Source organism: Halococcus qingdaonensis (genome assembly GCF_024508235.1).
Lineage (GTDB): Archaea > Halobacteriota > Halobacteria > Halobacteriales > Halococcaceae > Halococcus > Halococcus qingdaonensis.
This window is the reverse complement of record NZ_CP101943.1, coordinates 2559838-2583502: the sequence shown is the minus strand read 5'-3', so window position 1 is coordinate 2583502 and position 23665 is coordinate 2559838. Positions and strand designations below refer to the sequence as shown.

The window sequence follows — 23665 nt, the reverse complement described above, 5'->3', positions numbered from 1 at the left end:
CGCGCGGCTAAGGCACTCCGCTTTCCGCGCCGAATCGAGTGTAGTAGAGTAGACAGAGCGCGCTGCGCCCGTCGCGGAGGTCGTCGTCAGCGAGCGCGCGAAGCAGGTCGTCGTATTCGGCTGTATCGACCCGAATCGACTCGTTGTCGTCCAGTTCCTGTGAGCCCGTGGATCGACAGCCATGCGCGACGAAGTGGTGATGGACCGAGTCCGCGAGCCCATTGAGCGGCTCGACGGTCGTGAGATGGTCCATCTCCTCGGCGACGTAGCCCGTCTCCTCCTCGAACTCGCGTCGCGCCGCCTGCTCGATGTCTTCGTCGGGCTCGACGGTGCCGGCCGGCAGCCCGCAGTTCACGCGCCCGACCGCCTGTCGCCACTCCTCGATGACCACGACCCTCCCGTCGGGCGTGAACCCCAACACGACGACGGCGGCGGGTTCGGTGACCGAATCGAACTCCGTCTCGGTACCGTCCGGCAAGCGCACCCGCTCGTTGACGACGTCGAACCCCGGACAGGAGTAGGCCGTGCTCGATTCGAGCGTCTCCCACGCGAGCGGATCGAGGCCACTCATGCGAGGAACTCCTCCAGGAGATCGGTCACGGGCTCCGGAGCGTCGTTTTGCACCCAGTGGCTCGCGTCGGGAAGGCGTTCGATGCGAGCGTCGGGCACCCAGCGATCAAGGCCGTCGAGCAGTTCGGTGCCGAGCGCGCTGTCCTGCTCGCCCCAGATCACGAGGGTTTCGGCCTCGATCGTCGGGTGTCGGCCGCTCGAATCAGTCAGTCCAAACCAGCGGCGTAGCTGGGAGCGTCCGAACGCCCGATAGTAGTCGATCGCTGCCGTGAGCGCACCGGGACGGGCGATCGCGTGCTCGTACCGCTCGATGGCCGACTCGTCGAACGCGGCTGAGTTCGCCGGGGCGGTTCGCAACAGCTCGCCGAGCCAGCCATCGGTTCGTTTCAAGATTGCCTCGGGAACCCGAGGAAGCTGGAAGAACAGCGCGTACCAGGAACGAGCGAGCTGTGTCGGCGATCGCAGTTCGCGTTCGAGCGCTTCGGGATGGGGCGCGTTCAGCACCACGAGACGGTCGAGACGGTCGGGTCGCCGATGGCCGAATTCCCACGCGATGACCCCACCCCAGTCGTGCCCGACGACGTTCGCGCGCTCGGCCTCGAAGTGGTCGACGAGTTCGACGACATCGTCGACGAGTCGTTTCAGGCGATACGAATCGACGCCGGGCGGCTTCTCCGAACGGTTGTACCCCCGCAGATCCGGCGCGACGACGTGAAAACCCGCCGCAGCCAGCGAATCGATCTGGTTGCGCCACGCGTACCAGAACTCGGGAAAGCCGTGCAACAGCACCACGAGCGGATCGTCCGGATCGCCAGCCTCCACGTAATGGAGTACGATGCTGTCGAGATGGGCCCAGTCGTGCGTCCAGGACCCGCCGTTCGTGTCGGTCATGCTGCTCTCCCCGCAGTGATAAACTTCATTCGACGATATCGAATCGAGAGATCGCCTCGGTGGTCGTTCATCTTCCACCCACGTCCTCGCGCTCGACGCCGTCGAATTCGAGGACGAACTCCGGGCCGAACGCCGATGCCGGTGTCTGGAACCCGGATTCGACGTCGTCCTCGCAGACACGTCGGGCGATCTCGGTCGCAGTCCGTGCGGTGAACTCGTAGGTGTCGGGCGTCCGGAGACGTGCAGCGACGCGCTCGCCATCGCCCTCGACCTCGCCCCAGATCCGTGTCGTGCTCCGGGCGCGTTCGTCGGCCGTCGGGCCGCTGACGGTCGCATCGACGATTCCCTTGAGCGCGCGCCGAATGGGTGAAGTACCGAGCAGCGGCGTCAGCGGTCCCGTTTTCCGCATCATCGTCGCGGCGTAGTTCGGGACCGTCGCGTAAGTCTCGACGTTCGGGATCCCGGTCGTGTAGTACGCCGTCGAGACGTCACCCCACGGGATCGTCACGGCCGTGCTCGCACCGCCGCCGAGGTCGATATCGCGGACCTTCCAGGCCGGCGGTACGCTCTCGATCGCGCCGTCGATGCGCGCCGCGCCACCCTCCGAGAGCCCCTCGATGACCGACTTCAGCGTCCCCGGTGAGAAGGTCCCCAACCCGTCGATGGCGAGGCTGAGACGGTCGCCGGCGGAGTGTTTCGTGTGGAGATACGCCGCGAGACAGTCGGTCGGCACCACGTCGAATCCGACACCGGGCAGCAGCGTCACGTCGGCCTTCTCGGCATCGCGATCGCGCTCGGCGGTGGCCTCGAAGGCGGTGATCTCACCGGTGATGTCGAGATAATCCGTCTCGCTCTCGATACAGGCGGCTACCAGCGGGTCGGCCGTCGCCGAGAACGGACCGGCACAGTTCAACACGGCGTCGAACTCGCCGATATGCGATTCGACGACCGTCGGGTGATCGAGGCTGAACACGCGGTGGTCGAGCCCGCGATCGGTCGCCTGGCGCTCGACCGGTTCGGCCCGCCGGCCGGCGAGCGTCGGCTCCAGTCCCGCCTCGGTCACCGTCTCGGTGATGAGCGCGCCCGTATAGCCGTACGAGCCGTAGATGAGCAGGTCGTCTCCCATGCGCCGGCATTGTACGGGCACGGAGAAAACTCACGGGGTAGCGCACATTCAAAAGAACACGGAGGAGCGTCGTCGATCTGGTCGTGAGCGGGCGCAGCGAGCGACAGAAGGAGTACGCGTTATTTTTGGCCCGGATATATGCCCGAGCGCGTCGCTGGTGAAGTACGAAAGGTGGGATGTATGGGCCGGCGCGAATTCGAATCGCGGTTACGGCCACCCGAAGGCCGAAGGATACCAAGCTACCCCACCGGCCCGCAGTCGGACTCACGGTCACGAGCGTGTTAACCTTTCCGTTCTACCCGGTCGCGGTGAGATAGACCGCGACGACCGCGAGCGCGATGCCCGCGCCCTTCTGGAGCGTCAGCGAATCGTCGAGAAAGAGCACGCTCAGGGCCGTACTCCCGACGAGGAACATGCCGTAGACGGGCGTGACGATGCTCACCGGACCGGCCGCGAGCGCGCGGTAGTACGCGAGAATCCCGACCGCCAGGAACACGCCCGCACCGACCATGTAGAGCGCGGTCCGCCCGCCGAAATACGTCGTCACCGACTCGTTCTCGTAGACCGTGAGGCCGACCGCCGAGACGAGGAGGATGCCGTTGGCGACCATCGCGACCACGCTCGACGGTGCGTTGTCCATCGCGAGCGATGCCAACGGGGTGAAGATGCTGTAGCCGACGAGCGCGATGAGTGCCCAGCCGAGGTAGTGCATGTTCACTCGACTCGTGCGGGTCGTACATACCCTTTAGCTTCGGCGATCGTCAGTAGCGCGCGAACCCACCCGTGTCGAGCCAGTTGTGCGCGACCGTGATCGCGTGGTCGGCGTGGAGCCGTTCGGGTCCCAGACGCACCCGCCGGTCGGCCCGCTCCGTGAGTAACTCCGCCTCGCGCGCGGTGAAATCCCGATGATCCGAGAGTACGAACGCCGGATCTCCTGGTACGTCGCTCTCGACGACCGGTTCGCCCGCTTCGTGAAGTTCGAGCAGTGTGCCATCGAGTTCGTCGAGCACACTCTCGAACCCGCGCCGCGAGATCGACACGCCGGGCGAGCTCTCGGCGGCCATGTGGCCAATCGCGCCATCCTTTTCGTCGAGTGCTCCGCGTACGAGCGCCGCTGTCGAGCGCTCGTCGGGGTTGAGATTTCTGAGCTCCGAGCCCTCGAACCGGATGGCGAACTCGTTCCGGAGGACGAGCCAGACACGGGTGTCCTCGCGGATCGCGTGCGAGAGACAGAACGCCGAGGTCACGCAGCGACAGAGCACGTCCAGTCGCCCGGCCCCCGTGAGATCGTCCAGCGAGAGATCGGCGGTGAGCGGCACTTCGTGACCGAGAACGACGAACTGGCGCATGGCGCAACTCACTACTCGATCGGAATAGCGCCGTCGATCACCAGGTCAGTCCTTCGTAGGTCATTCCGTCCCGGGGCTCGACGATTCGCCGGCCGTCGACGACGATCTGTTGGGCCATGTCGTCGAATTCCTCGTCGAGCACCGCGAACTCGTCCCAGTCGGTGACGACGAGCGCGCCGTGGGCATCGGCGAGCGCCGCTTGTGCCGACTCGACGTACTCGACGGCGGGGAATTTCTCGGCCATCGCGTCGCTGGCGACCGGATCGTAGGCGGCCACGCTCGCCCCGCGATCGAGCAGGTCGTCGATGACGAGCGTCGCGCGCGACCCGCGGATGTCGTCCGTCCCGGGTTTGAAGGCGAGCCCGAGCACGGCGATCCGCCGGTCCTCGACGTCCGTGTGCCGTTCGAGCAGTTCGAGCATCCGCCGGGGTTGACCGTCGTTGACTGCAACCACGCTGTCGAGCAGTTCCGGCTCGTAGCCCGCTTCGCGACCCGCTGCGCGGAGGGCGTCGGTATCCTTCGGGAAGCACGACCCACCCCACCCCACACCGGAACGGAGGAATTTCGAGCTGATGCGCTCGTCGAGCCCGATGGCCTCCGCCACGTCGTAGGAATCGACGCCGAACTCCTTGCAGAGGTTGCCGAGCTCGTTGATCAAGCTGATCTTCCCCGCGAGGAAGACGTTGTTGGCGTATTTGACCATCATCGCCTCGCGGCGACCGGTCTCGACGATCGGTATCCCGTCGTTGTCGGCGACAAGCGGTTCGTACAGTTCGTCGAGGCGATCGAGCGCGCGCTCGTCCTCAGCGCCGAAGACGAGTTTGTCAGGACCCATGAAATCGGCGACGGCCGATCCCTGGCTCTGGAACTCGGGGTTGACCGCGACGCCGAACTCCTCGCCCGCTTCCTTCCCCGAGACATCTTCGAGCAGCGGTTCGAGCCGTTCTTCGACGGTTCCGGGAATCACCGTGCTCTTGACGACGACGAGGTGATAGTCCTCTTTCTCGGCGAGAGTCTCACCCACGTCGCGCGTGCCGGCTTCGAGCGCACCGAGATCGATGCTGCCGTCCTCGCGCGAGGGCGTCTGGAGCGCGAGAAAGGTAATGTCCGTCTCGCGGAGGGCAGCGTGGTCGGTCGTCGCGTGCAGTCGCTCGCCGGCGTGGGTTTCGACCAGTTCGGCGAGGCCCGGTTCGTGGATCGGCGTCTCGCCCGAATTGATCGTCTCGACGATCTCCGTATCGATGTCGATGGCGGTCACACGATGTCCGAGATCGGCGAGACACGCCGCGACCGTGGTGCCGACGTAGCCGCTGCCGACGACGCTCACGTTCATGCGTTGTGTTCCGCGGCAGCCGCTTTGAGGATTTGGATAGCCCAGCAACAGGTGTCGAGATGGACGAACGACGGTTTCCGGTCCGTGGTGTCGCCCGTATCAGTCCCACACGGTCTCGTAGCTGGCATCGTGGATAACGCCGTCCGTCGTGAGGATCGCATCCGTGCCCTGTGCTCGGTGGCTACCGACGACCAGGGCATCGTGGATGCTGAACGCGTCCACCACCTGCGCGTACTCGATCAGTTCGGCGTCGTCGATTGGTGCGACGGCGACGGGACCGTTTCCAACCAGTGCCTGTCGAGCGTCCTCGGGCGTTCCCGTGAGACTGATACCGCGGACGTCCTTGTCGCGGGAGACCGAATACAACACTTCGGCGAGCGCCGTGCTCGGTGCCTGAATAACGGTTTTCGCGGCTTCGGCTTCGGTGAAAACCCGATCCGCCCCGCTCGGAAGCGCATCGACGAGATAGACGAGGAGGGCGACGGCGTCAGCGGTGTACGTCGGCATTTCAGACTTCCTCGTAGTTGCGATCCCGGCGGTCGCGGACGCGCCGTGCCAACTCGTCGGCGATCTCCGTACGCTTTCCCTCGGAGATATCGTCGGGCACGAGTAGCCCGCGCCCGCTGGTGCGCGTACGCTTCTGCACGACGATGCCCTCGTCAGTGTCGACCCAGACGACCTCGTCACCGGGCTCCAGATCGTATTTTTCGCGGAGTTCCTTCGGAATCGTCGCCTGTCCCTTCTCCGTGACGCGTGTGGATTCGCTCATATCCGGTAATACTCGCTGTATTACCTTAGTCCTGTGGGGAGGGATGAGCACTGCAGCCACAGGGGGATATATCAGCAGAGATAGGTTCCACTATTGCCCTCTCGGCATCCACAACTTCGGAAGATGGCTGATTCTACAAGCGAAACCGACGAACAGTGACCGTATTCGTCGATGAAAACCGCGATTAGAGCGAATGCGACCCGCTATTCACTGCATGACTGATGCTCAGTCGGTGAAAACAGCCCGCTCTTCTGTAGTACAGCGGAACCACGAGATGACAAGCAATTCAGTTTCTGAATAGCCCCGTATTCGTGACGTAGCGACGGTCTCTCACCCCAGCGTTCCTGTAGTGAAATGCTATTCCGCCAGTCTACACAAGAGCGAAACAGCCAAGAATGGGGTCAGCAGGCGCGTCCCGCAGCTAGCGAGAATTCAATGAACGCGAGAACGGGGTGCTCCTCGTCAGTCACCCGGTACGATGCAGAACGCGAGGATCTCGATGAACTCGCCGGCCGGAATCGGCGGTCGCTCCCCGAGATGTACGTCTACAGCCTCACGAAACAAGAGATTCGTCAGCCGCCACACGTTGTACATCACAACGCCAATCACGAAATACAGGAACCGTATTCGGTAATCCATCGATCCGACCGCCGGTAGGAAGTGCTTCTTGATCGTCTTGTACTCGTTTTCGATCTCCCACCGCTGCTCGTACTGGCCCACGAATCCTTGAGCCTGCTCTACTGGAACATCGCGGTTGGTCGTGAACACCGCGTAGGCACCCTCTTTCTTCGTCGATGGCACGTACATGATGCTCCCTGTACGGATGCGGCCCTCATCTCGTGCGGCACGTTCCGTACGACGCCCGCACTGGTAACGGACTCACGTTCTAATTCCTCGATGTCCTTGATTTCGGCTGTATACTTTCGTTTCGGGTGAGGTGAGTCGTCTCGTGGCGGTCGATTACATCCCGAACGCCGTTCGCGTCGAACCCGCGGTCACAGAACACTTTATGGATATCGACATGCTGCTCGGCCTGTTTCAACAATTGATCGACGAGATGAAGTGTCGAATCCGTAGTAATCACTCAGCTTTGCACGTACGCCAGGGATACAGTATTGTGGGCAGAAGAAGTCTAACGCCAAATATCGACCGTCAAAGAGAGTAGCGACAGGTGCGAATTGGACGAGATTCGGCCAAATGGCCGCAGAGAAGGTGAATTACCGGCTCTGTTGAATCACTAGACGGCGTCGGGATCGGTCGCTAGATCAAAGGCATTGAAGCGAGAGACTTGCGTTGTCCATGACCCAAATCTCTCGCTTCACCGAGCGATGCGTCTTGGTCGCACAAAGAGTTACTGGCGATGGAAGCGAATCCGCCGCCCCGAACGGTGGCGGCGGATTCGCCGATTACGCCCTCGTTTCCCTGCATTGTCTCCGGATTTACCTCGATACGTCCTACCGCATGACCATCGATCTGCTGAAGGAGATGCCACAAATAACCCGGGAGATCGGCCTTGACGCGGCCGATCTCCCTGCACCGTCGACGTTGTGTAAAGCACTCGACCGAATCGAGATGAGCCTCTGTCGAGTGCTACTGCGCCAGTCGGCGCAGTTGCACGATCCGTCCAAACACGCTGCTCTCGACGCCACGTTCTACGACCGAGACCGCGCAAGCCGCCACTACTGCCAGCGCACGAACTACCGCGTGCAGACGCTTAAAGTCACGAAACTCGTCGATACAGAATCCCAAGCCGTCCTCGACGTTCACTGTTCGACCACACTCAAAGGAAGTGACGCCGACCTCTGCGAGCAGATCGCCCGCCGGAATGCGGGCGATCTGCGGACTCTCACTGCGGACAAAGGCTACGACAAGACCGCTCTCCGCGAACGGCTGCGTGAACTCGAGATCCGCCCGCTCATCAAGCACTGCATCCGCGCACCGTACGACCACGCCCATAACGCCCGAATCGACGCGGATCTCTACGCACAGCGGTCGATGACCGAAACCGTGAATTCGGCCGTCAAGCGCTCGCTCGGCTACGCCGTGCGAGCGCGTACCTGGTTCCGTGAGTTTCGAGAGATTGCCCTGATGTGTATCGTCTACAACATCAAACGAGCAGTGAAACAGTGAATTCCATCGCCTTATGGCGATTCAACAGAGCCGAATTACCGGATGATTGATTTACAGAAAATCCGCAAAACCCGGTCTCGCCTCTTGTACAATTCTGAAATACAATATTTTGACGTGTATGGTTGCGGTCGTTGTCTTGAATGATCATCTGACGAATCCCGGCCATATAGGACGAGTCACGATGAATTTCGTCGCCGACGATCCCGGCGACTGGCTCTTTCACTGACACAACATCTATTATCTTGACGAAGGCACAGCACGTATCGTCGAATACACCGGCTGAACACGAAAACAGGACACATCACCAATGAGCGAACATTCGACACGTGACGAGGCCGAACGAGGAAACGAGCCTGCGACCACCGACACACCGCCGGCCCACCGGGGCGATAGCGGCGATGACGTCACCCAGACCGACCACTCTGGCCACGAACAGATGTTCCGCCGACGATTCTGGATATCGCTGGTTCTCTCCATTCCGGTTATCGTCTTCAGCGAATTCATCCAGGACGTTTTCAACTACACCGCGCCTGCCTTCCCCGGCAGCGAATGGATAACACCGGTTCTCTCGGTGGTCGTCTTCGCGTATGGAGGCGTACCGTTCCTCTCGATGGCTCGCACGGAGTTCGAAAATCGCGAGCCGGGCATGATGATGCTCATCTCGCTGGCGATCACCGTCGCGTTCGTCTACTCGCTGGCAAGCCTCGTCCTGCCGGGCACGACGCCGTTTTTCTGGGAGCTGGTGACGCTGATCGATATCATGCTGCTGGGCCACTGGATGGAGATGCGCTCGGTTCGGCAGGCCTCGGGCGCGCTCGATGAACTCGCAAAGCTCATGCCCGACACCGCGGAGCGCGTCACCGAGGGCGGCGATACAGAGGAAGTTCCGATCGATGAATTGACCGAGGACGACGTCGTGCTCGTCCGTCCGGGTGCGAGCGTCCCCGCCGACGGCGAGGTTGCCGAGGGCGAATCGTCGGTCGACGAATCGATGATTACCGGCGAGTCTCGCTCGGTCGAGAAGGAACCCGGTAGCGAAGTCGTCGCCGGGACGGTCAACCAGGACGGCAGTCTCCGTGTGCGGGTGACCACGACGGGTGACGACACGACACTGGCGGGAATCATGCGTCTCGTCGACGAGGCCCAGGAATCGAAGTCCCGGACACAGCTGCTCGCCGACCGCGCTGCCGGCTGGCTGTTCTACGTCGCGCTGGGTGTCGCAGCTATCACGCTGGTCGGCTGGGTGGTTGCGACTGGCTTCAATATCGGTGTGCTCGAACGCGTCGTCACCGTGCTCATCATTGCGTGTCCGCACGCACTGGGGCTAGCCGTTCCGCTCGTGGTCGCCATCAACACCTCGACGGCGGCCCAAAACGGGATGCTCATCCGCGACCGCATTGCCATGGAAGAGTCCCGTAATCTCGACACGGTGATGTTCGACAAGACGGGAACGCTCACCAAAGGCGAGCAGGGTGTCGTCGGCGTCGAAACGGCCGACAACTGGAACGAAGAGCGGGCGTTCGGCGTGGCCGCTGCCGTCGAGGGCGACTCCGAGCACATGATCGCCCGCGCCATTCGGAACGCCGCCGCCGAGCGCGATGTCGACCGTCCAGTCGTCTCAGAATTCGAGAACCTCCGTGGTCTCGGCGTCCGCGCTACCGTGGATGGGACGACCGTGCATCTCGGCGGACCGAACCTCCTCAGAAAGTTCGGTATCGAGCGGCCCGAATCCATCACGTCGTTCGCCGAAGAAGCCGGTGCGAACGCACAGACGGTCATCTATCTGGTTCGGGAGGAAACCGACGTGGTCGCCGCGTTCGCGCTCGCGGACGTGATCCGCGAGGAGAGCCATCGGACGATTCGGGCGCTCCACGATATGGACATCGAGGTGGCAATGATCACCGGCGATTCCGAGGACGTTGCGTCCGCGGTTTCGAAGGAACTCGACATCGACCAGTACTTCGCGGAGGTTCTCCCCGAAGAAAAAGACCAGATGGTCACACAGTTGCAAGAAGAGGGGAAATTGGTGGCGATGGTCGGCGATGGCGTCAACGACGCGCCCGCGTTGACCCGTGCGGACGTCGGTATCGCCATCGGCTCGGGGACCGACGTCGCCATCGAGTCGGGCGACATCATCCTCGTCGAGAACAACCCGCTCGACGTAATGCGCCTCGTGCGCCTCTCGAAGGCAAGCTACCGAAAGATGCAGGAGAATCTCGTGTGGGCAACCGGCTACAACGTCTTTGCGCTCCCGCTCGCTGCGGGGGTACTCGCACCGATTGGCATCCTGCTTTCGCCCGCAGTGGGTGCAGTGCTCATGTCGCTGTCGACGATCATCGTCGCCATCAATGCACGCCGACTCAGTGAGGTGGACCTCTCGTGACCGAGCGCGATTAATTCATCTACGACTGGTGGAACCGTCACGACAGCCTGTTTGACCGCCTCTATGATGTCGGCTTTCCCGGTCGCGAAACCGAACTCTGTGAACGTGCAACGAAGTCGCCTCAACCTCGATTCCGGCGACCGTCATCGGATCACGTTTTACCGCACGTTGATCGCTAACACCGGCATTTCAGCGTGTCTGATGACTCGCTCAGCCGTGCTTCCGAGAAGGTAGCGATTCGAGAGTCAGTCTTCGTTCTCATTGGCGAGGAAATAGAACGCTCCGCCAAGGATGATGAGATTCTTCAGAAAGTGAATCTGCTGGCCCTCGCGCTGATCGTCCTCCATGTTCCAGAAGTCGTGCATCTGTGGCGTCACGGCGACGAACCACGACACAACTGCTCCTGGCGCGAGTCGCTTGAATCGTCCGAGTGCGATACCAAGACCACCGAACAGCAACATTCCACTCGAAAACGGCACAAGTGTTTCGGGTTCTGGAACACCCTTCGAGTCAGCGTAGCCAATCGATCCTTCCAAGTCACGAAAGTTGTCGAACGCCATAAACGCGAGCACGCTGCCGAACAGTGCGCGTCCAAGGCCCGAAGCCGAGAGACGATCCGTCAAATTTCCCATCAGACGCCCGCCTCCATCCGGTGCGTCTGTCGATTTCCGTCTGCTTTTCCAAGCGAAGTAGTCGCCATCACAACGACCAATAGAAGATGAGCCTTCATATGGTTTTTCTAGACTATCAGATACTACTTCGACGGTTGAATCGGCACCGTCATCTTCATCGGTGATAGTTGGGGGAAGCATAATTAGACGTAATTAGCGTGTTTGGGGCGCAAAACTGGCAGTTGAGCGGTTTCTACCGTCGGTAATTTCGTGGTCTCCAATCAGCAGACAGCGACAGATCACAGCCTTAAACTAGAACGCATGGTACAGAGAAATGCAATTTCTCAGGAACCAACGTGATAGACGATCCACACGAGATCGGTCGACGAACGACTACCCGATTCAATACCGCCCGCTCGTCGCCGAGGCGACTTCGATTTCGACCAACGTCCCCCGTTCATCCTCGGTTTCGGGATCGAACTCCCGATATTTGCCGAACACGCGTTCGCGAGCGGTCCGCGCTCGTTCGGCATCCTCGATGACGGTGGCGGTCCCAAGTAGCGTAACCGACCATTCAGGACCGTGCTCGCCTTGTTTTTCGATCGAGACGGCGACACGCGGATTCGACCGAATATTGGCCAATTTCTTGTCACCAGTGAGCACGCTCAGCACGCCGTCACGATAGCCATACCAGACGGGTGCGACGTGTGGTCGATTCTCATCTGCGGTGGCGAGGTGGGCACTCAGAGGCGCGTCGGCGATCAACTCCTCGACTTCTCGTGAAACCATGTGATCAGTGCTTGCCAACTGACTAGCAACGACGGTTATCTCTTCTCATTCAGTTCTCACTGGGATCCATCCCGAGTGAGGCCATCGAGGAGATCGGCCACCGCACGAAGTTCGTCCTCGTTGATGCCGTGGCTCATTCCTTCGTAGAGACGCATGGTCACGTCGGCGTCCATCCGTTCGAAGACATCGGCTGTCGTACGGACTCGTTCTTCGGGGATGTGTGGGTCCACGTCGCTACAGCCGAGGAACACGGACGTGTCCGCGAGGTCACCGTCGTAGTCGTCGGGGGCGACGTCTTCACCGATGAGACCGCCGCTCAAGACTGCAAGCCCACCGTAACGCGTTGGGTTGCGCCCGACGAACTCGCTCGCGAGACACGCGCCCTGTGAGAAGCCAAGAATCATCACACGGTCCGTTGGAATGTCCGCTTCGTTGGCTTTACTCACGGCGTCAGCGATGGCTTGCAGCCCCGACGTGCGCCCGGGTTCGTTCGACTCGACGGGTGCGGTAAACGCGTTCGGATACCACGTGTTGCGGGCGGCTTGTGGGGCGAGATACGCGATATCGTCGTGATCGAACTCATCGGTCATCTGGACGATACTCCGAGCGGTCGCTCCGCGGCCGTGAACGAGAACGACAGCGGCCTCGGCAGCCTCCAAGGACACGCCGGCCGTCACGAGGGGTTGGTTTTGATGGGGTCCAGTCACGTTAGTGTGCCTCCGGTATGCGAGCTGATTCGATCTCGGGAAGGTGCTGTTCGAACATACCTTGTCCACTCTCTAACCGTGACGAAAGCCTTAGCCTTGTTCCCAGTATTGTAAATGATTTGTCACAAGTGAAGCCCGGTTTGTTGGTTTCGATGGACACTACGTGGTGAAGTCCGCTTGTTTCGTTATTCATGTGCTGTCTTAGGTAGTTGTGGAACGGAGTTCTCTCGCTCTATTATAGCCCGAGCCCAATGCCCAGTGCATAGGCCCACGTCTCACTGCTGAGAGCGAGGAAGATCAACGAGGCAGCGAGGAGTTCGACGTTCTTGATGAAGCTCGTCATCTCGTCTTGTTGTTGGTCCTCTGATACGGCCCAGAAGTCGTGCATCTGTGGTGTCACGACGAGGAGGAACAGCACGAGTAGTCCTGCGGCGATTGCTGGATACACGCCGAGGAGGATACCGAGTCCGCCGAGTACGAGCAGTCCACCCGAGGCGAGAACACCGAATCGCGCCGCGGTCACGTTCTTGAACTCGGCATACTCGGCCATCGCATCGGTATTCAGGAAGTGGTTGAGGCCCTGATATATGAACAGTCCACCGAAGAGAATACGCGCGATTAGGAACACGATGGCTCCCAGTCCAGCATCGATTGCCATTAGGCTCTCACCCCCGGTGTGATCGGATGATTGTCGGGTTGTGCAACAGTCACGGTAGCAGTATTCGGTATCACTACAGTACCTAGTTCGTTCTGGAACCTACTTATAATCTTGCTGTCATCAGTGACACCAGGTTGTATGGGTGTTATCCGGAGACAGATGGGATACTGGCAGTATCATTTTGTAACCAGATTCGGATGCGAACCTATATGTGTGTGGAAGATCGTAGTCTAGGTAGCATCTCATGGCAGTGAACAAGGCGCAGAAGGAAGTGGACGGCCTGTACGACGAGGGAGCGTGTTCGGTCATCGATTCGTTGGAGCAGATCGGGTCGCAGTGGCGACTCATCGTGCTGCACGACCTCCAGGAGGGTGAAAAGCGGTTCAACGAACTCAAGCGCTCCACTGACGCGAGCTCTCGAACGCTGTCACGCGTCCTGAGTGATCTTCAAGAGACGGGGTTCATCACGCGCCGACTCGAAGAGGACGCCCCCGTGGCGACGTACTACGCGCTGACAGAGAAAGGGACATCGCTCTGTCCCGTCTTCGACGAAATCGAGGCATGGGCCGAGGAGTGGGTCCAGGAACCCACAGCCAACAACATGGGATCTGACTAACACACCACGCTCGGCAATCAGAGGCCGAGGATCCGCCGTGCCTGCGTCGGCGTTGCGACCTCCCGACCGAGGGTTCCGGCGATGTCTGCGGTTCTCCCGACGAGTTGTGCAGTACTCTCCGCGAGGTCGCCGCGTCGGTAATAGACGTTGTCCTCGAGGCCGACACGGACGTGTCCACCGAAGAGAATCCCCATCGTCGTAAAGGGAAGCTGATGCGGGCCGAAACCAAGCGTGTTGAACATCGCGCCGTCGGGGAGGTCATCGATGGCATTCAGGAAATTCCGTGGGCGTGGGCGCGTGAGCGTTCCCGATCCGAAGATGAGCGTCGTGTACACGGGGTCGTCGAGATCGCGTCTCTCGAGCAGTCCGTGGACTTCGTTACGGTGACCATCGTTGAACACTTCGAGTTCCGGCTTGATGCCGCGGTCAGCCATTTCGTCGTAGAGTGCGTCGATGGTTGCGCGCGTGTTCTCGCTGGTCAGGTGGTCGTAACGATTCAGCGGTCCCATATCGAGCGATGCCATCTCCGGTGACGGATCGGTGTGGAGCGACTGCCGCCGTTGTTCGATCGGTGCGCCAGTCCCGCCGGTCGAGTGCTGGATGATGACGTCATCGGTCCGTTCACGCACAGCGTCCGTCACTGCTTGAAAACGTTCGGTCGAAAAGGCACGTTCACCGTTTTCTCGTCGTGCGTGGAGGTGAACGATAGCGGCACCGGCGGACTCCGCGTCGGCGGCTGCGCTCCCGATCTCTTCCGGTGTTTCCGGAAGGTTCGGATTCGCCTCCTTGCCGTGAACGCCGCCGGTCAGCGCGGCGGTGATGACGACGGGTTCGCCGTTTAGATACGCCTCATATCCCATTTTCGGCCTCTGCTTCGCGGTATATCTCACAGTCGGTCTCGTGGTCGAGATCGTAGCGGTCGTTACAGATGTCGGCGCGCATCGGCTGGACGAACGTGGTAGCTGCTGTGCAGTACGCGCGCGGCTCGTCGAACGAGCGTTCACCGGCTTCATCGCGGTAGTCGAGATATGGGCAGGTCACAAGCAGATGTTCGGTAGTGCTGAATAAAACGATTCGTGGACAGTGAAGACACGTGGTTACTATGGCGTCATGAGATTGCGTGGCTGTCTCTTTGCGACCCATACTACTCCCGTTGAATATATATATATTTTAGTTAATACAGGCGATAATTAATACGCATCCCGTAGTACTTCTTCGATATCGCTTACTGTCGGATCGAAATCGCGTGGTCTGTTCTCCATGAACGAGTCCGTGAGTATCGATTCAGCCACGTCGGGGAATGCAGACGGCTCCGGCCCATCGACATCCCTGAGCCGTGACAGAAGATCCAGTGCATCGCGAATTCGTTCCACGGACTCGACGATTTCCTCGGCGGCCGCTGAACCGTCACCGACGAGTGCCTCCGCGAGTAGCTCGCGTCGTCCATCGGCATTCTCGAAGAGGTAGCTGAGCACGTGTGGTGCAACGATACCGTGTGCAGCTCCTTGCTGGACATCGTAGGTACGGGTTAGCCCGTGCCCGAACGCATGGATAATCGAGAGTGTTGTTCCGTCACGTCTCGAAATGCCGTACTGGACGAGCAGTAGTCCTTCGACGATCGGTTCGAGAACTTCCTCGGAGATAGACTGTTCTCCGAGCTCTTTGAGACTACCTTCGAGCAGACTGAGCCCCTGAGCGGCCGTCGCATCCGTTATTGGCGTCGCGTTTCGAGCATAGATCGTTTCGAGTCCTTTGTCGAACCCGTTCATAGCAGACGCGGCGAGAATCCGCTTCGGCGTGGTGGCGAACAGTGCAGGATCGTAGAAGATCGCTCGCGGCATCAGTCGTGGATCGGAGATCCCGCCACTCACAGCCTCGTTGAGTCCGGATTTCGGCGTGGCGGTCACGCCTGCCACGATAGATTGGTCGGCACCGGCCAACGTGGTGGGAACGGCAACGATGGGTGGTAGCGAACCGGACGGTATAGAAATCGATCCGGTCTCAGCGAGTTCCTGACCAACGACCGTTGGATCGCGGTCGTCCGCAGCGAGGACACTAATGACCTTGGCGACATCGAGACTGCTGCCGCCACCGAGGCTAACGAGGACATCAGCATCGTTGTCTTCCATCGCTTCGAGGCCCTTGTAGGCGGTTTCGAGTCGTTTTTCAGGTGTTGTCTCGGCGAACACGCCCGCCAGTTCTTCATCAAGTCCATCGATTACCGGATCGATTACTTCTGCTGTAGCTCCAACAGTCGATCCGCTGACGACGAGTCCGCTCCGAAACCCCTGCCTTTCTAGCTCCTCCGAAAGCTCTCCGACACAACCCGTTCCGTACTTGAGGACACCTGAACGGTACTCGAATCGAAATCGATCGTACTGGCTCATTCGTCGATTCCCATTTACTTCCACTCGAGCCCCTGTGAGGACGTCGGTGGCGAAAGCGGACTCGATGGAAGACCGCTACTTGGCTCGGGGGCGTTGTACTCCTTCGGTGCGACGTCGTTCGGCGCGTCCGGATAGAACAGTGATGCGACCGCATGGATGTGCTCGCGCCCGACGTCGAGTTCGAACTGACCGCCACCGAACATTCCGATGTCGTTCTCCCGGCAGTAATCGATCGTATCGAGCAGCGATTCGACGGAGCCGAACCGCGAGGGCTTGATGTTGAGCCACTCGGGTTCCCACGGGAGATCTTCGACGGTCTCGACGCTCCGAATCGGGTAGTCCCACGTCACGCGCTCCTCGTGGCCGTCGAATAGCGGTCGCGTGTCGTCGTTCAGTTCCGGGTCCTCGACGAGCGCATCCGGAAAGCCCTCGACGACCCGTTCGTAGAGGTCGGGATCGGCGGGCTGGTCCACTGTCGTTCCATGGTACTGACCTTTGAGGTCGAGCGCACGAACCGAATCGGTGTCGGCCAATCGGTCGACGACTTCGGCAGTCCAGTCCGAGGTCGGGTCGAGTTTGAATTCGAGGTCGGGGTTGCGATCGAGCCAGTCGCGGATGCGGTCGCCCGTCGGTGGGTCCTGAAGCCGCGTGCTCACGACGAATCGCACAGGACTATACTCGCGGTCGAGTCGGTCGGCGAGGTCCGTTCCCGCCTGCTTCAACGCGAGGTCGAGCGCGGCACTCTCGAACGCCCACCGCCGATAGTTCCGGAAGATCGATTGGTTCGGCTCGTTCCCGAGGAAGAGATCGACCTCGGAGAGCTGGTCCGAGAACTCGTCGAGGGTGTATTCGCCCGTGACGGGGAATTCCTCGGGCGAATCGTCAAGCGTGTAGTGGGCCTCGTTGTCGTAGGTGACATCCTCGCCCTGCCCGGTTTCGCCGTCGCCGTGCAACGAGACGACGGTCGTCGTCCGGGTGAAACCACTCGACGTGTCCCGCTCGTGCTGTTCGAGGTCGTACTCGTCGACTCGGAGTTCGAGGTCGGCGAAGTGATCGTAGAGCATCGTTGGTTCACACCACGCCCTCGCCCTATAAAAAGATGAGACTGACAACCGCGGAACCTGGTATCAGGCGTGTCATCTGATTCCCTTCGGTTAACCAGTACAACAAAGGCGTTGGCAGTCCACGTACGGACCACGAACGAACGGGCACAGAACCCGTCGTCACTACCCACCACTCATGTCCACAACTGTTCTCGTCGTCGGTGCAACCGGCAATCAGGGAGGCGCAGTCGTCGATCAACTACTTGCAGCGAACGACGATACGGAGGACGAATTCGCTGTTCGTGGATTGACTCGTGATGCGTCGAGTGAGAAGGCCCAAGCACTCGCGGACCGCGGTGTCACGGTCGTCGAGGGCGATCTCGGTGACAAGGAGAGTCTTCGGACTGCGGTCGAGGACGTCAATGCAGTGTTCGCCGTCACGAACTACTTCATCGCCGGCTTCGAGGGCGAAATCGAGCAAGGCACGAACATCGCCGAAGTCGCCGCCGAGAGCGACATCGACCACTTCGTCTACAGCTCGGTCGGCGGAGCCGACCGTACCGAGGCAGTCGAACACTTCGTCTCGAAGTATCGCGTCGAACAGCGAATCGCCGATCTCGACCTCCCTGCGACGATCCTTCGCCCGGTCTATTTCATGGGGAATCTCGAGGGGAACCGCGAAGACATCCAGAACGGAAGGCTCGCGCTCCCCCTGAACGAGGGAGTGAGCTTGCAGCTGCTCGACGTCTCCGACTACGGTGCGGTGGCAGCCCATGTCTTCGCAACGCCGGACGAATACGTCGGTGAGACCATCGAAATCGCTAGTGACGAGCAGACGCTCGAAAGCATGGCTGCGACGTTCACGGACGTGCTCGATACCGACGTCGAGGCAACTCACGTTCCGCTCGACGAGGCCCGAGAACGGCTCCCGGAAGACCTCGTCACGATGTACGAATGGTTCAACGAGAAGGGATACACGGCCGATATCGACGCACTCGAAACGGAGTTCGACCACCAGTTCCACTCGCTCGCCACGTATCTTCAAAATCACGAGTGGCACAAGTGAAGCTGCTATAATCACACGACTTGCGGAGCCAGATATGTCATTCGATGGGGCTCAAAACCCAAGTGAAGAGGAAATCACTGAATCCGAGGATGTACGGCAAGCGGATGTTCCGTTATCGGTCGGAATCGGGGTCGACGGATGGACTCTCGAACGACGGAAGCCGCGATTCGATTTCGTCGCGTTCGTTCTCTAACCACTCCGGTAGCGCGAGGTCTCTGCCGAGTTCGTCCTGGCTCTGATCGGCAGTGAAGCCGGGTTCCATCGTGGCGATCTCGAACAGGACGCCGCCCGGTTCGCGGAAGTAGATCGACTTGAAGTACACCCGGTCGACGATGTCGGTGACGCGAAGCCCCTGTTCGCTCAGTTGCTCGCGCCACTGCTCCTGTTCGTCCGTATCCTCGGCCTTGTAGGCGACGTGGTGGACCGTGCCGACGCCCATTCGTCCCCGTCCATGATCGGTTTCGACGAGATCGATGATAGAGCCCGGGCCGCCGCCAGCGTCGGAGCGATAGCGGTGACGACCGTTCTCTTCGACTTCGAATTCGTACCCAAGCCCGTCAGTTAGCACCGTGGCGGTTGGATCGATTTCGCTAACCGCGAGGGTGACGCTGTGAAAGCCGCGCAACTGGTGCTCTGTGGGAACCGGGCTATCATCCCACGGCTGTCCGTCCGGTGCATCGTCCGTGGCGACGAGTGCGAGCGTGATGCCGTCCGGATCGTCGAATTCGATGACGGTCTCGCCGAACCGTTCGGTCGGGCCATCGACCGAGATACCGTGCGATTCCAGTCGCTCGCGCCAGTAATCGAGCGAGCCGTCGGGAACGAAATATGCCGTCGTTCGGGTCTGTCCGTCGCCGAACTGTCCCGAACGACCGCGCTCGCCCCACGGGAAGAGCGTGATGTTCGTCCCGGGCGTGCCTTCGCTGTCGCCGAAATAGAGGTGATAGGTGTACTTGTCGTCATGGTTGACGGTCTTCTTGACGAAGCGCAGACCGAGTGTTTCGACGTAGAACTCGGCGGTGCGTTGCGGATCGCTCGCAATGGCGGTCACGTGATGAAGCCCCGGTGTTGTCGGCGACATTATGTCATGTCTAACGCGGCGGAGCCACTTATATCTCTGCTAACACCCGAAACAGCGGGTGACTCCGTGGTTACCGCCCATCGTGAACTCATTCCTCCAGCCAGTATTCGATTGCATCGCCCATTGGACGGAGCGATTCGTCCGTTGAACGCAGACACTATTATCGATCTAAAATGATGTTTTTATTGTATTTGGAAACGTTCGATATGGGTTGATCGCAGTGATGGAAAGCGTAAAAGCCCAATGCTAACATGCTTCGGTACCCTGAGTACAGCACTAACCGAGAGTGATTCATGATGGAAGAAGACATTCACCAATATTCCGGCGAGGAGATCGAGGTTAGCTACGACGTCGAGCGGTGCATTCACGTCAGAGAGTGCGTCCGTGGGCTGCCCGAGGTGTTCGACCCCGACAAGCGGCCATGGATCGACCCTGACAACGCCGACGCCGACGAGCTAGCGGATGTCATCACGGCATGTCCCACCGGTGCACTCCATTTCGAGCGAACGGACGATGGTCCCACGGAAACCATCCCGGACGAGAACTCGGTCACAGTGGCACCCGATGGACCGCTCTATCTCCACGGTGACATCGAGGTCACGACACCCAACGACGAAACGCTGCTCGCGGACACACGGGTCGCGCTGTGTCGCTGTGGACTGTCGGATAACAAACCACTCTGTGACAACAGTCACGTGGAGGCCGACTTCGAGGCCGATAGTTCGATACCGAAAGACCACGAGGGAGCTGAAGACGTAGACGATGGAGGCACGCTGCAGGTGGTCCCGAAACCGGATGGACCAGTCCTCCTCGACGGCGCGTTCGAACTCCACGGGACGGACGACGACTCGACGGTCCGGGACAGCGATGCCGCTCTGTGCCGCTGTGGCGCTTCGGGGACCAAACCGTTCTGCGATGGAACGCACGCAGAGATCGGCTTTTCGAGCGAGGAAGGATCCAATCGGTGACTGAACTGACAAATCAGTGCTTGGAACGTCTTGGTCAGTCAGGTTGCACAGTCGGCCACGACTGCGCGAAACGTTATGATAGATTGGAGAACGCCCGGGTAGGAGGTTCGTAGCGAGATGGTTGGCTTTTCGGTGGACGTCCTCGTTCTCATTGCGATCATCGTGTTCTTCGCCGGAACCGTGACCGGCATCACTGGATTCGGCTATGCACTCATCGGAACCGTCGGGTCGGCGGCCGTTCTCGGTCCACAGCAGGCCGTCGTCCTCATGATCATCCCGGTGTTTGTTTCGAACGTCCCTCTCGTACGTGAGCTCGACCGTGACCGATTACGGACCTGCGGGCGTCGGTTTGCGTCGTTCATCGTGGCGGCTGCCGTTGGAACCATCGTCGGAATGGCGATACTCCAGTGGATTCCGACGACGATACTGACGTTCGCACTCGGTGTGTTTACGTTGGGGTACGTCGCGTTCACGCAGGATACGGTTCCAGTCCCCGGCAAGGGATACGTCACGTCGAACTACTTCGAACGACACCCGAACGCCCAACTCGGGATCGGCTTCGGAAGCGGGCTGATCTTCGGAGCGAGTAACGTCGGCGTCTCGATGGTCGCCTATCTCGATAGCCTCGATCTCCAGCGGTCGATCTTCGTGGGAGTTCTCGCGTTGATCTTCCTCGGTATTTCGTCGATCCGCGTCGGCGCGGCATGGGCATTCGATCTCTACGGCACAGGAGCGCTCGTGTGGCTTTCGGTTGGAGCGGCACTCGTCGGGCTGGTCGGTGTGGAGAGCGGCCGACGGGTTCGCCACCTGCTGCCGGATCGGTACATCGACGAATTCGTGTTGGTCTTGCTGGCCATTATCGGGATTCGGCTCATCTCTACCAGTGTCGGGGTCTGAGGAGCGACTGTCGAGCGAGCACTACCGTTGCGAATGGAGGCTGCGAGCGTTGGCTGAAGAGAAAGCGTCTCTAAGGAGTTCTCCGGGCGGCTCAAACACCGACGCGAACCGTATCACCGTCGATGTGGACCTCGTATTCCGGTTCCGAATCGTCGGCGGGCGGTTCGAGCACCTTGCCGGAGGTGACGTCGAACCGTGCGCCATGCCACGGACAGGTGACGGTCGTTCCATCGAGGTCCCCCTCTCCGAGCGGTCCACCCTCATGCGTACACTCGTTGCCGATGGCGTAAAAATCGCCCTCGACTCTGAAGAGTGCGATCGTGTGGCCGTTCGTTTCGACGACGGTTCCCTCGCCGTCGTCAAGTTCGTCGGTCGTCGCCACCGAGACGAAGTCTGTCATACCACTCTCTTTCACAGTGGATGGCCATAATCGTTCGCCCGTTTCCTTTCTGGATCTGATCAGCGACCGTTGCCCGAAGTTAGCCAGCGAGAGGACCGTTCGCTCGCGAACTACGTTCGGGGCTGGATCTCCCGGAGCGGCTCGTCGGTCAGCCTGCACGGAGTCTGTCCCGGTGTTCGGATCGCACCGTCTCGTAGGCCGCGAGCCCGACGAATAGCGCGGTGAGAACCGCGAGGGCAACGATAGCTGGGACCTGCACGGCCACGATGAGCAACACGAGAGCAACGACCGCCACGACGAGTCGGAGAGCACTGACGGTGCCATGGTCGCGGTATCGGAAGGCATTGTGGCCGAGCAGATAGAGCGCACCGCCACCGAAGAGCGCGACGGCGGCGACTGTCCCGAGCGGCTCGCCGGCATGGGCGATCGTCTGCTCGATTCCGAGTGCGATGAAGATGATGCTCCCGACCATCGACAGGTGGATGTAGCTGTACGAATCGCGCGCCAGTATCGCTTGTTGGTGGCCGCTCTCTCCCGCGAGGCGCTGTTCTGCGGCGAGCACGACGTAATCGAAGTAGAGCCACCACAGCGTGATAACGAGAACGATGCCGAACAGCGCCGCGAGAACGACCAAAGCGCTGAGGTTCAACCCTTCGGCTCCGACGCCGATGGCGACGAGCGACTCGCCCAGCGCGATGATGAGCACGAGCCGGTGACGTTCGACGAAGTGTCCGACGGTGACGTGAAACCCCTCGACACCGCGGACGAACACGATACCGTAATCGACAGCGAGTGCCACGACCCAGAGGACGGCTGCAAGCGGCCCGTCGAGGAACCCAGCGAGAACGAGCAGCGCCGGTCCACCCAAGAATCCCGGTGCAGCTCGTAGGACCGCGTCGTGGGTTTCAGGCGGGGTGGCGACCGCGTAGAGTGCGACGTGCAACAGTCGAACGACGAAGTAAGCGCCCCCGAACAGTACCGCGTCGTCGCCGAACGCGTCAGGGACCGCGAGCGCAACGACGAGCATGGCCACCATCGCGGTGAGAATCACCAGCCGTGCGGGGAGGCGCTCCTCGGCGGGCACTGCACCAGTGAGCCACGAGTAGGTGACCCACGCCCACCACAGTGCCGCGAACAGCGCCGCGCCACGCGCCATACCGGTCCACGTGAGGTTCTCGACGAGGAAGCCGGTAACCTGAGTGAACGCGAACACGAACACCAGATCGAAAAACAGCTCCAAGGGAGTGACGTCCTGTTCTTCGCTGCCAGCATCTCGCGCCGTAGACGCCGAGCCGTTCGTACTCATCGATGATCTCATGGAGCAATGGCGGCCTCAAATATTATTCTCTCACGAAGGGTGTCGTCTCCTGGAAAACCGATCATCCGTTCCGAGTCCCGGTTCGCCGAAGTCATCTCGATCCCTGTGTCGAGGATATCCAATCCCAGCAGAAAGGTTAATCCTACACGACACGAACGCTGACGAGTAGTGCGCGAGCAAACAGGTGAAAACAATGACTGAACCCGACACAACAGCCTACCACCCGTTCATCGGAAGCGAGGACGAGGACGAACACATCGTGCTTGAAGATTGTGAAGTAGACGTGCGCGCTCACGGCCCGGACAAAGCCAGCGAGCCACACACGCACGAGGAAACGCACATCATCTTCGTGCGGACCGGCGAGATGCAGTGGGTAGTCGAGGGCGAAGAGTTCCACGCAGAAGCCGGTGACACAATCGTCACACCTCCCGAGACCGAACACACATTCGAGGTGGTTGGTGGCGAACCCGCCAACACGACGTGTCTGATTGCTCCGTCCAGATCATCCGAGGATCAGGGACCATCCGGGACGCACGAGATCACCAAGCCCGAGGAAGTCTAGCGCAAAGTGAC

Annotated in this window: 27 protein-coding genes, 1 tRNA gene and 1 pseudogene; 7 read left to right on the top strand and 22 right to left on the bottom strand. The window is 60.4% G+C overall.

Going from position 1 to position 23665, the window contains the following annotated elements:
* Positions 1 to 7: 7 nt before the first annotated feature.
* The 10 genes from NO363_RS13495 to NO363_RS13450 form a co-directional block, all read right to left on the bottom strand.
* Complete coding sequence (locus NO363_RS13495; RefSeq protein WP_256685804.1) at positions 8 to 571, bottom strand: NUDIX hydrolase; 564 nt, start codon at positions 569 to 571, stop codon at positions 8 to 10.
* A complete protein-coding gene (locus NO363_RS13490) occupies positions 568 to 1461 on the bottom strand; it encodes an alpha/beta fold hydrolase (RefSeq protein ID WP_256685802.1) in 894 nt (297 codons plus the stop codon). Before NO363_RS13490 ends, NO363_RS13495 begins: the two co-directional genes overlap by 4 nt.
* 67 nt (positions 1462 to 1528) lie before the next feature.
* On the bottom strand, positions 1529 to 2587 hold the full coding sequence (locus NO363_RS13485; protein ID WP_256685801.1) for a saccharopine dehydrogenase family protein: 1059 nt from the start codon (positions 2585 to 2587) through the stop codon (positions 1529 to 1531).
* A 181-nt stretch (positions 2588 to 2768) separates the two neighbouring features.
* A tRNA-Pro gene (locus tag NO363_RS13480) sits at positions 2769 to 2841 on the bottom strand.
* A gap of 41 nt (positions 2842 to 2882) precedes the next feature.
* Entirely contained in the window at positions 2883 to 3299 is a 417-nt protein-coding gene (locus tag NO363_RS13475) for an EamA family transporter (RefSeq protein WP_256685799.1), read from the bottom strand.
* 49 nt (positions 3300 to 3348) lie between these two features.
* The gene (trmY, locus tag NO363_RS13470; RefSeq protein ID WP_256685798.1) at positions 3349 to 3936 is read right to left on the bottom strand and encodes a tRNA (pseudouridine(54)-N(1))-methyltransferase TrmY; all 588 of its coding nucleotides are present in this window, start codon (positions 3934 to 3936) and stop codon (positions 3349 to 3351) included.
* Positions 3937 to 3973: 37 nt separating this feature from the next.
* The gene (aglM, locus tag NO363_RS13465; RefSeq protein WP_256685797.1) at positions 3974 to 5269 is read right to left on the bottom strand and encodes a UDP-glucose 6-dehydrogenase AglM; all 1296 of its coding nucleotides are present in this window, start codon (positions 5267 to 5269) and stop codon (positions 3974 to 3976) included.
* A gap of 99 nt (positions 5270 to 5368) precedes the next feature.
* Complete coding sequence (locus NO363_RS13460; protein WP_256685795.1) at positions 5369 to 5776, bottom strand: hypothetical protein; 408 nt, start codon at positions 5774 to 5776, stop codon at positions 5369 to 5371.
* A 1-nt stretch (position 5777) separates the two neighbouring features.
* A complete protein-coding gene (locus NO363_RS13455) occupies positions 5778 to 6038 on the bottom strand; it encodes an AbrB/MazE/SpoVT family DNA-binding domain-containing protein (protein WP_256685793.1) in 261 nt (86 codons plus the stop codon).
* A gap of 462 nt (positions 6039 to 6500) precedes the next feature.
* Entirely contained in the window at positions 6501 to 6845 is a 345-nt protein-coding gene (locus tag NO363_RS13450; RefSeq protein WP_256685791.1) for a hypothetical protein, read from the bottom strand.
* Positions 6846 to 7337: 492 nt separating this feature from the next.
* Here NO363_RS13450 and NO363_RS13445 point away from each other — a divergent pair, with 492 nt between their 5' ends.
* A complete protein-coding gene (locus tag NO363_RS13445; RefSeq protein WP_256684399.1) occupies positions 7338 to 8168 on the top strand; it encodes an IS5 family transposase in 831 nt (276 codons plus the stop codon).
* 436 nt (positions 8169 to 8604) lie between these two features.
* Complete coding sequence (locus tag NO363_RS13440) at positions 8605 to 10551, top strand: copper-translocating P-type ATPase (RefSeq protein ID WP_370525598.1); 1947 nt, start codon at positions 8605 to 8607, stop codon at positions 10549 to 10551.
* A gap of 158 nt (positions 10552 to 10709) precedes the next feature.
* On the opposite strand, the pseudogene NO363_RS14170 reads toward NO363_RS13440, so the two are convergent.
* The 5 genes and pseudogenes from NO363_RS14170 to NO363_RS13415 form a co-directional block, all read right to left on the bottom strand.
* Positions 10710 to 10757, bottom strand: a pseudogene (locus tag NO363_RS14170) (hypothetical protein); the annotation flags it as partial.
* A gap of 39 nt (positions 10758 to 10796) precedes the next feature.
* Positions 10797 to 11363: a DoxX family protein gene (locus NO363_RS13430; RefSeq protein ID WP_256685788.1), complete on the bottom strand. Its 567-nt coding sequence runs from the start codon at positions 11361 to 11363 to the stop codon at positions 10797 to 10799.
* A 201-nt stretch (positions 11364 to 11564) separates the two neighbouring features.
* Positions 11565 to 11951 carry a pyridoxamine 5'-phosphate oxidase family protein gene (locus NO363_RS13425; RefSeq protein WP_256685787.1) on the bottom strand — a complete coding sequence of 129 codons (387 nt, stop codon included), beginning with the start codon at positions 11949 to 11951 and terminating at the stop codon, positions 11565 to 11567.
* 56 nt (positions 11952 to 12007) lie between these two features.
* Complete coding sequence (locus tag NO363_RS13420) at positions 12008 to 12658, bottom strand: alpha/beta hydrolase (RefSeq protein WP_256685785.1); 651 nt, start codon at positions 12656 to 12658, stop codon at positions 12008 to 12010.
* Positions 12659 to 12893: 235 nt separating this feature from the next.
* Positions 12894 to 13316: a DoxX family membrane protein gene (locus NO363_RS13415; RefSeq protein WP_256685783.1), complete on the bottom strand. Its 423-nt coding sequence runs from the start codon at positions 13314 to 13316 to the stop codon at positions 12894 to 12896.
* Between the two features lie 244 nt (positions 13317 to 13560).
* On the opposite strand from NO363_RS13415, the gene NO363_RS13410 reads away from it, so the two are divergent.
* The gene (locus NO363_RS13410; RefSeq protein WP_256685782.1) at positions 13561 to 13932 is read left to right on the top strand and encodes a winged helix-turn-helix transcriptional regulator; all 372 of its coding nucleotides are present in this window, start codon (positions 13561 to 13563) and stop codon (positions 13930 to 13932) included.
* 17 nt (positions 13933 to 13949) lie between these two features.
* On the opposite strand, the gene NO363_RS13405 is transcribed toward NO363_RS13410, so the two are convergent.
* The 4 genes from NO363_RS13405 to NO363_RS13390 form a co-directional block, all read right to left on the bottom strand.
* On the bottom strand, positions 13950 to 14792 hold the full coding sequence (locus tag NO363_RS13405) for a beta-keto acid cleavage family enzyme (RefSeq protein WP_256685781.1): 843 nt from the start codon (positions 14790 to 14792) through the stop codon (positions 13950 to 13952).
* The gene (locus NO363_RS13400; RefSeq protein ID WP_256685779.1) at positions 14782 to 14973 is read right to left on the bottom strand and encodes a hypothetical protein; all 192 of its coding nucleotides are present in this window, start codon (positions 14971 to 14973) and stop codon (positions 14782 to 14784) included. Before NO363_RS13400 ends, NO363_RS13405 begins: the two co-directional genes overlap by 11 nt.
* 149 nt (positions 14974 to 15122) lie before the next feature.
* On the bottom strand, positions 15123 to 16319 hold the full coding sequence (locus tag NO363_RS13395) for an iron-containing alcohol dehydrogenase family protein (RefSeq protein ID WP_256685777.1): 1197 nt from the start codon (positions 16317 to 16319) through the stop codon (positions 15123 to 15125).
* Between the two features lie 14 nt (positions 16320 to 16333).
* A complete protein-coding gene (locus NO363_RS13390) occupies positions 16334 to 17383 on the bottom strand; it encodes an enolase-like domain-containing protein (protein WP_256685776.1) in 1050 nt (349 codons plus the stop codon).
* A gap of 175 nt (positions 17384 to 17558) precedes the next feature.
* On the opposite strand from NO363_RS13390, the gene NO363_RS13385 reads away from it, so the two are divergent.
* A complete protein-coding gene (locus NO363_RS13385; protein WP_256685774.1) occupies positions 17559 to 18428 on the top strand; it encodes an NmrA/HSCARG family protein in 870 nt (289 codons plus the stop codon).
* A gap of 112 nt (positions 18429 to 18540) precedes the next feature.
* Here NO363_RS13385 and NO363_RS13380 read toward each other — a convergent pair whose 3' ends face one another.
* Positions 18541 to 19509: a ring-cleaving dioxygenase gene (locus NO363_RS13380; RefSeq protein WP_256685772.1), complete on the bottom strand. Its 969-nt coding sequence runs from the start codon at positions 19507 to 19509 to the stop codon at positions 18541 to 18543.
* 293 nt (positions 19510 to 19802) lie between these two features.
* On the opposite strand from NO363_RS13380, the gene NO363_RS13375 reads away from it, so the two are divergent.
* Both NO363_RS13375 and NO363_RS13370 read left to right on the top strand, forming a co-directional pair.
* A complete protein-coding gene (locus NO363_RS13375) occupies positions 19803 to 20477 on the top strand; it encodes a CDGSH iron-sulfur domain-containing protein (protein ID WP_256685769.1) in 675 nt (224 codons plus the stop codon).
* Positions 20478 to 20594: 117 nt separating this feature from the next.
* Positions 20595 to 21374 (top strand): sulfite exporter TauE/SafE family protein, encoded by a 780-nt coding sequence (locus tag NO363_RS13370; RefSeq protein ID WP_256685768.1) that lies wholly within the window; start codon positions 20595 to 20597, stop codon positions 21372 to 21374.
* A 91-nt stretch (positions 21375 to 21465) separates the two neighbouring features.
* On the opposite strand, the gene NO363_RS13365 is transcribed toward NO363_RS13370, so the two are convergent.
* Both NO363_RS13365 and NO363_RS13360 read right to left on the bottom strand, forming a co-directional pair.
* Positions 21466 to 21774, bottom strand: a complete 309-nt coding sequence (locus NO363_RS13365; RefSeq protein WP_256685766.1) for a Rieske (2Fe-2S) protein — start codon at positions 21772 to 21774, stop codon at positions 21466 to 21468.
* Positions 21775 to 21922: 148 nt separating this feature from the next.
* Complete coding sequence (locus NO363_RS13360) at positions 21923 to 23080, bottom strand: low temperature requirement protein A (protein WP_256685764.1); 1158 nt, start codon at positions 23078 to 23080, stop codon at positions 21923 to 21925.
* Between the two features lie 205 nt (positions 23081 to 23285).
* Here NO363_RS13360 and NO363_RS13355 point away from each other — a divergent pair, with 205 nt between their 5' ends.
* Positions 23286 to 23654 carry a cupin domain-containing protein gene (locus tag NO363_RS13355; protein WP_256685762.1) on the top strand — a complete coding sequence of 123 codons (369 nt, stop codon included), beginning with the start codon at positions 23286 to 23288 and terminating at the stop codon, positions 23652 to 23654.
* The last annotated feature ends 11 nt before the right edge of the window (positions 23655 to 23665 follow it).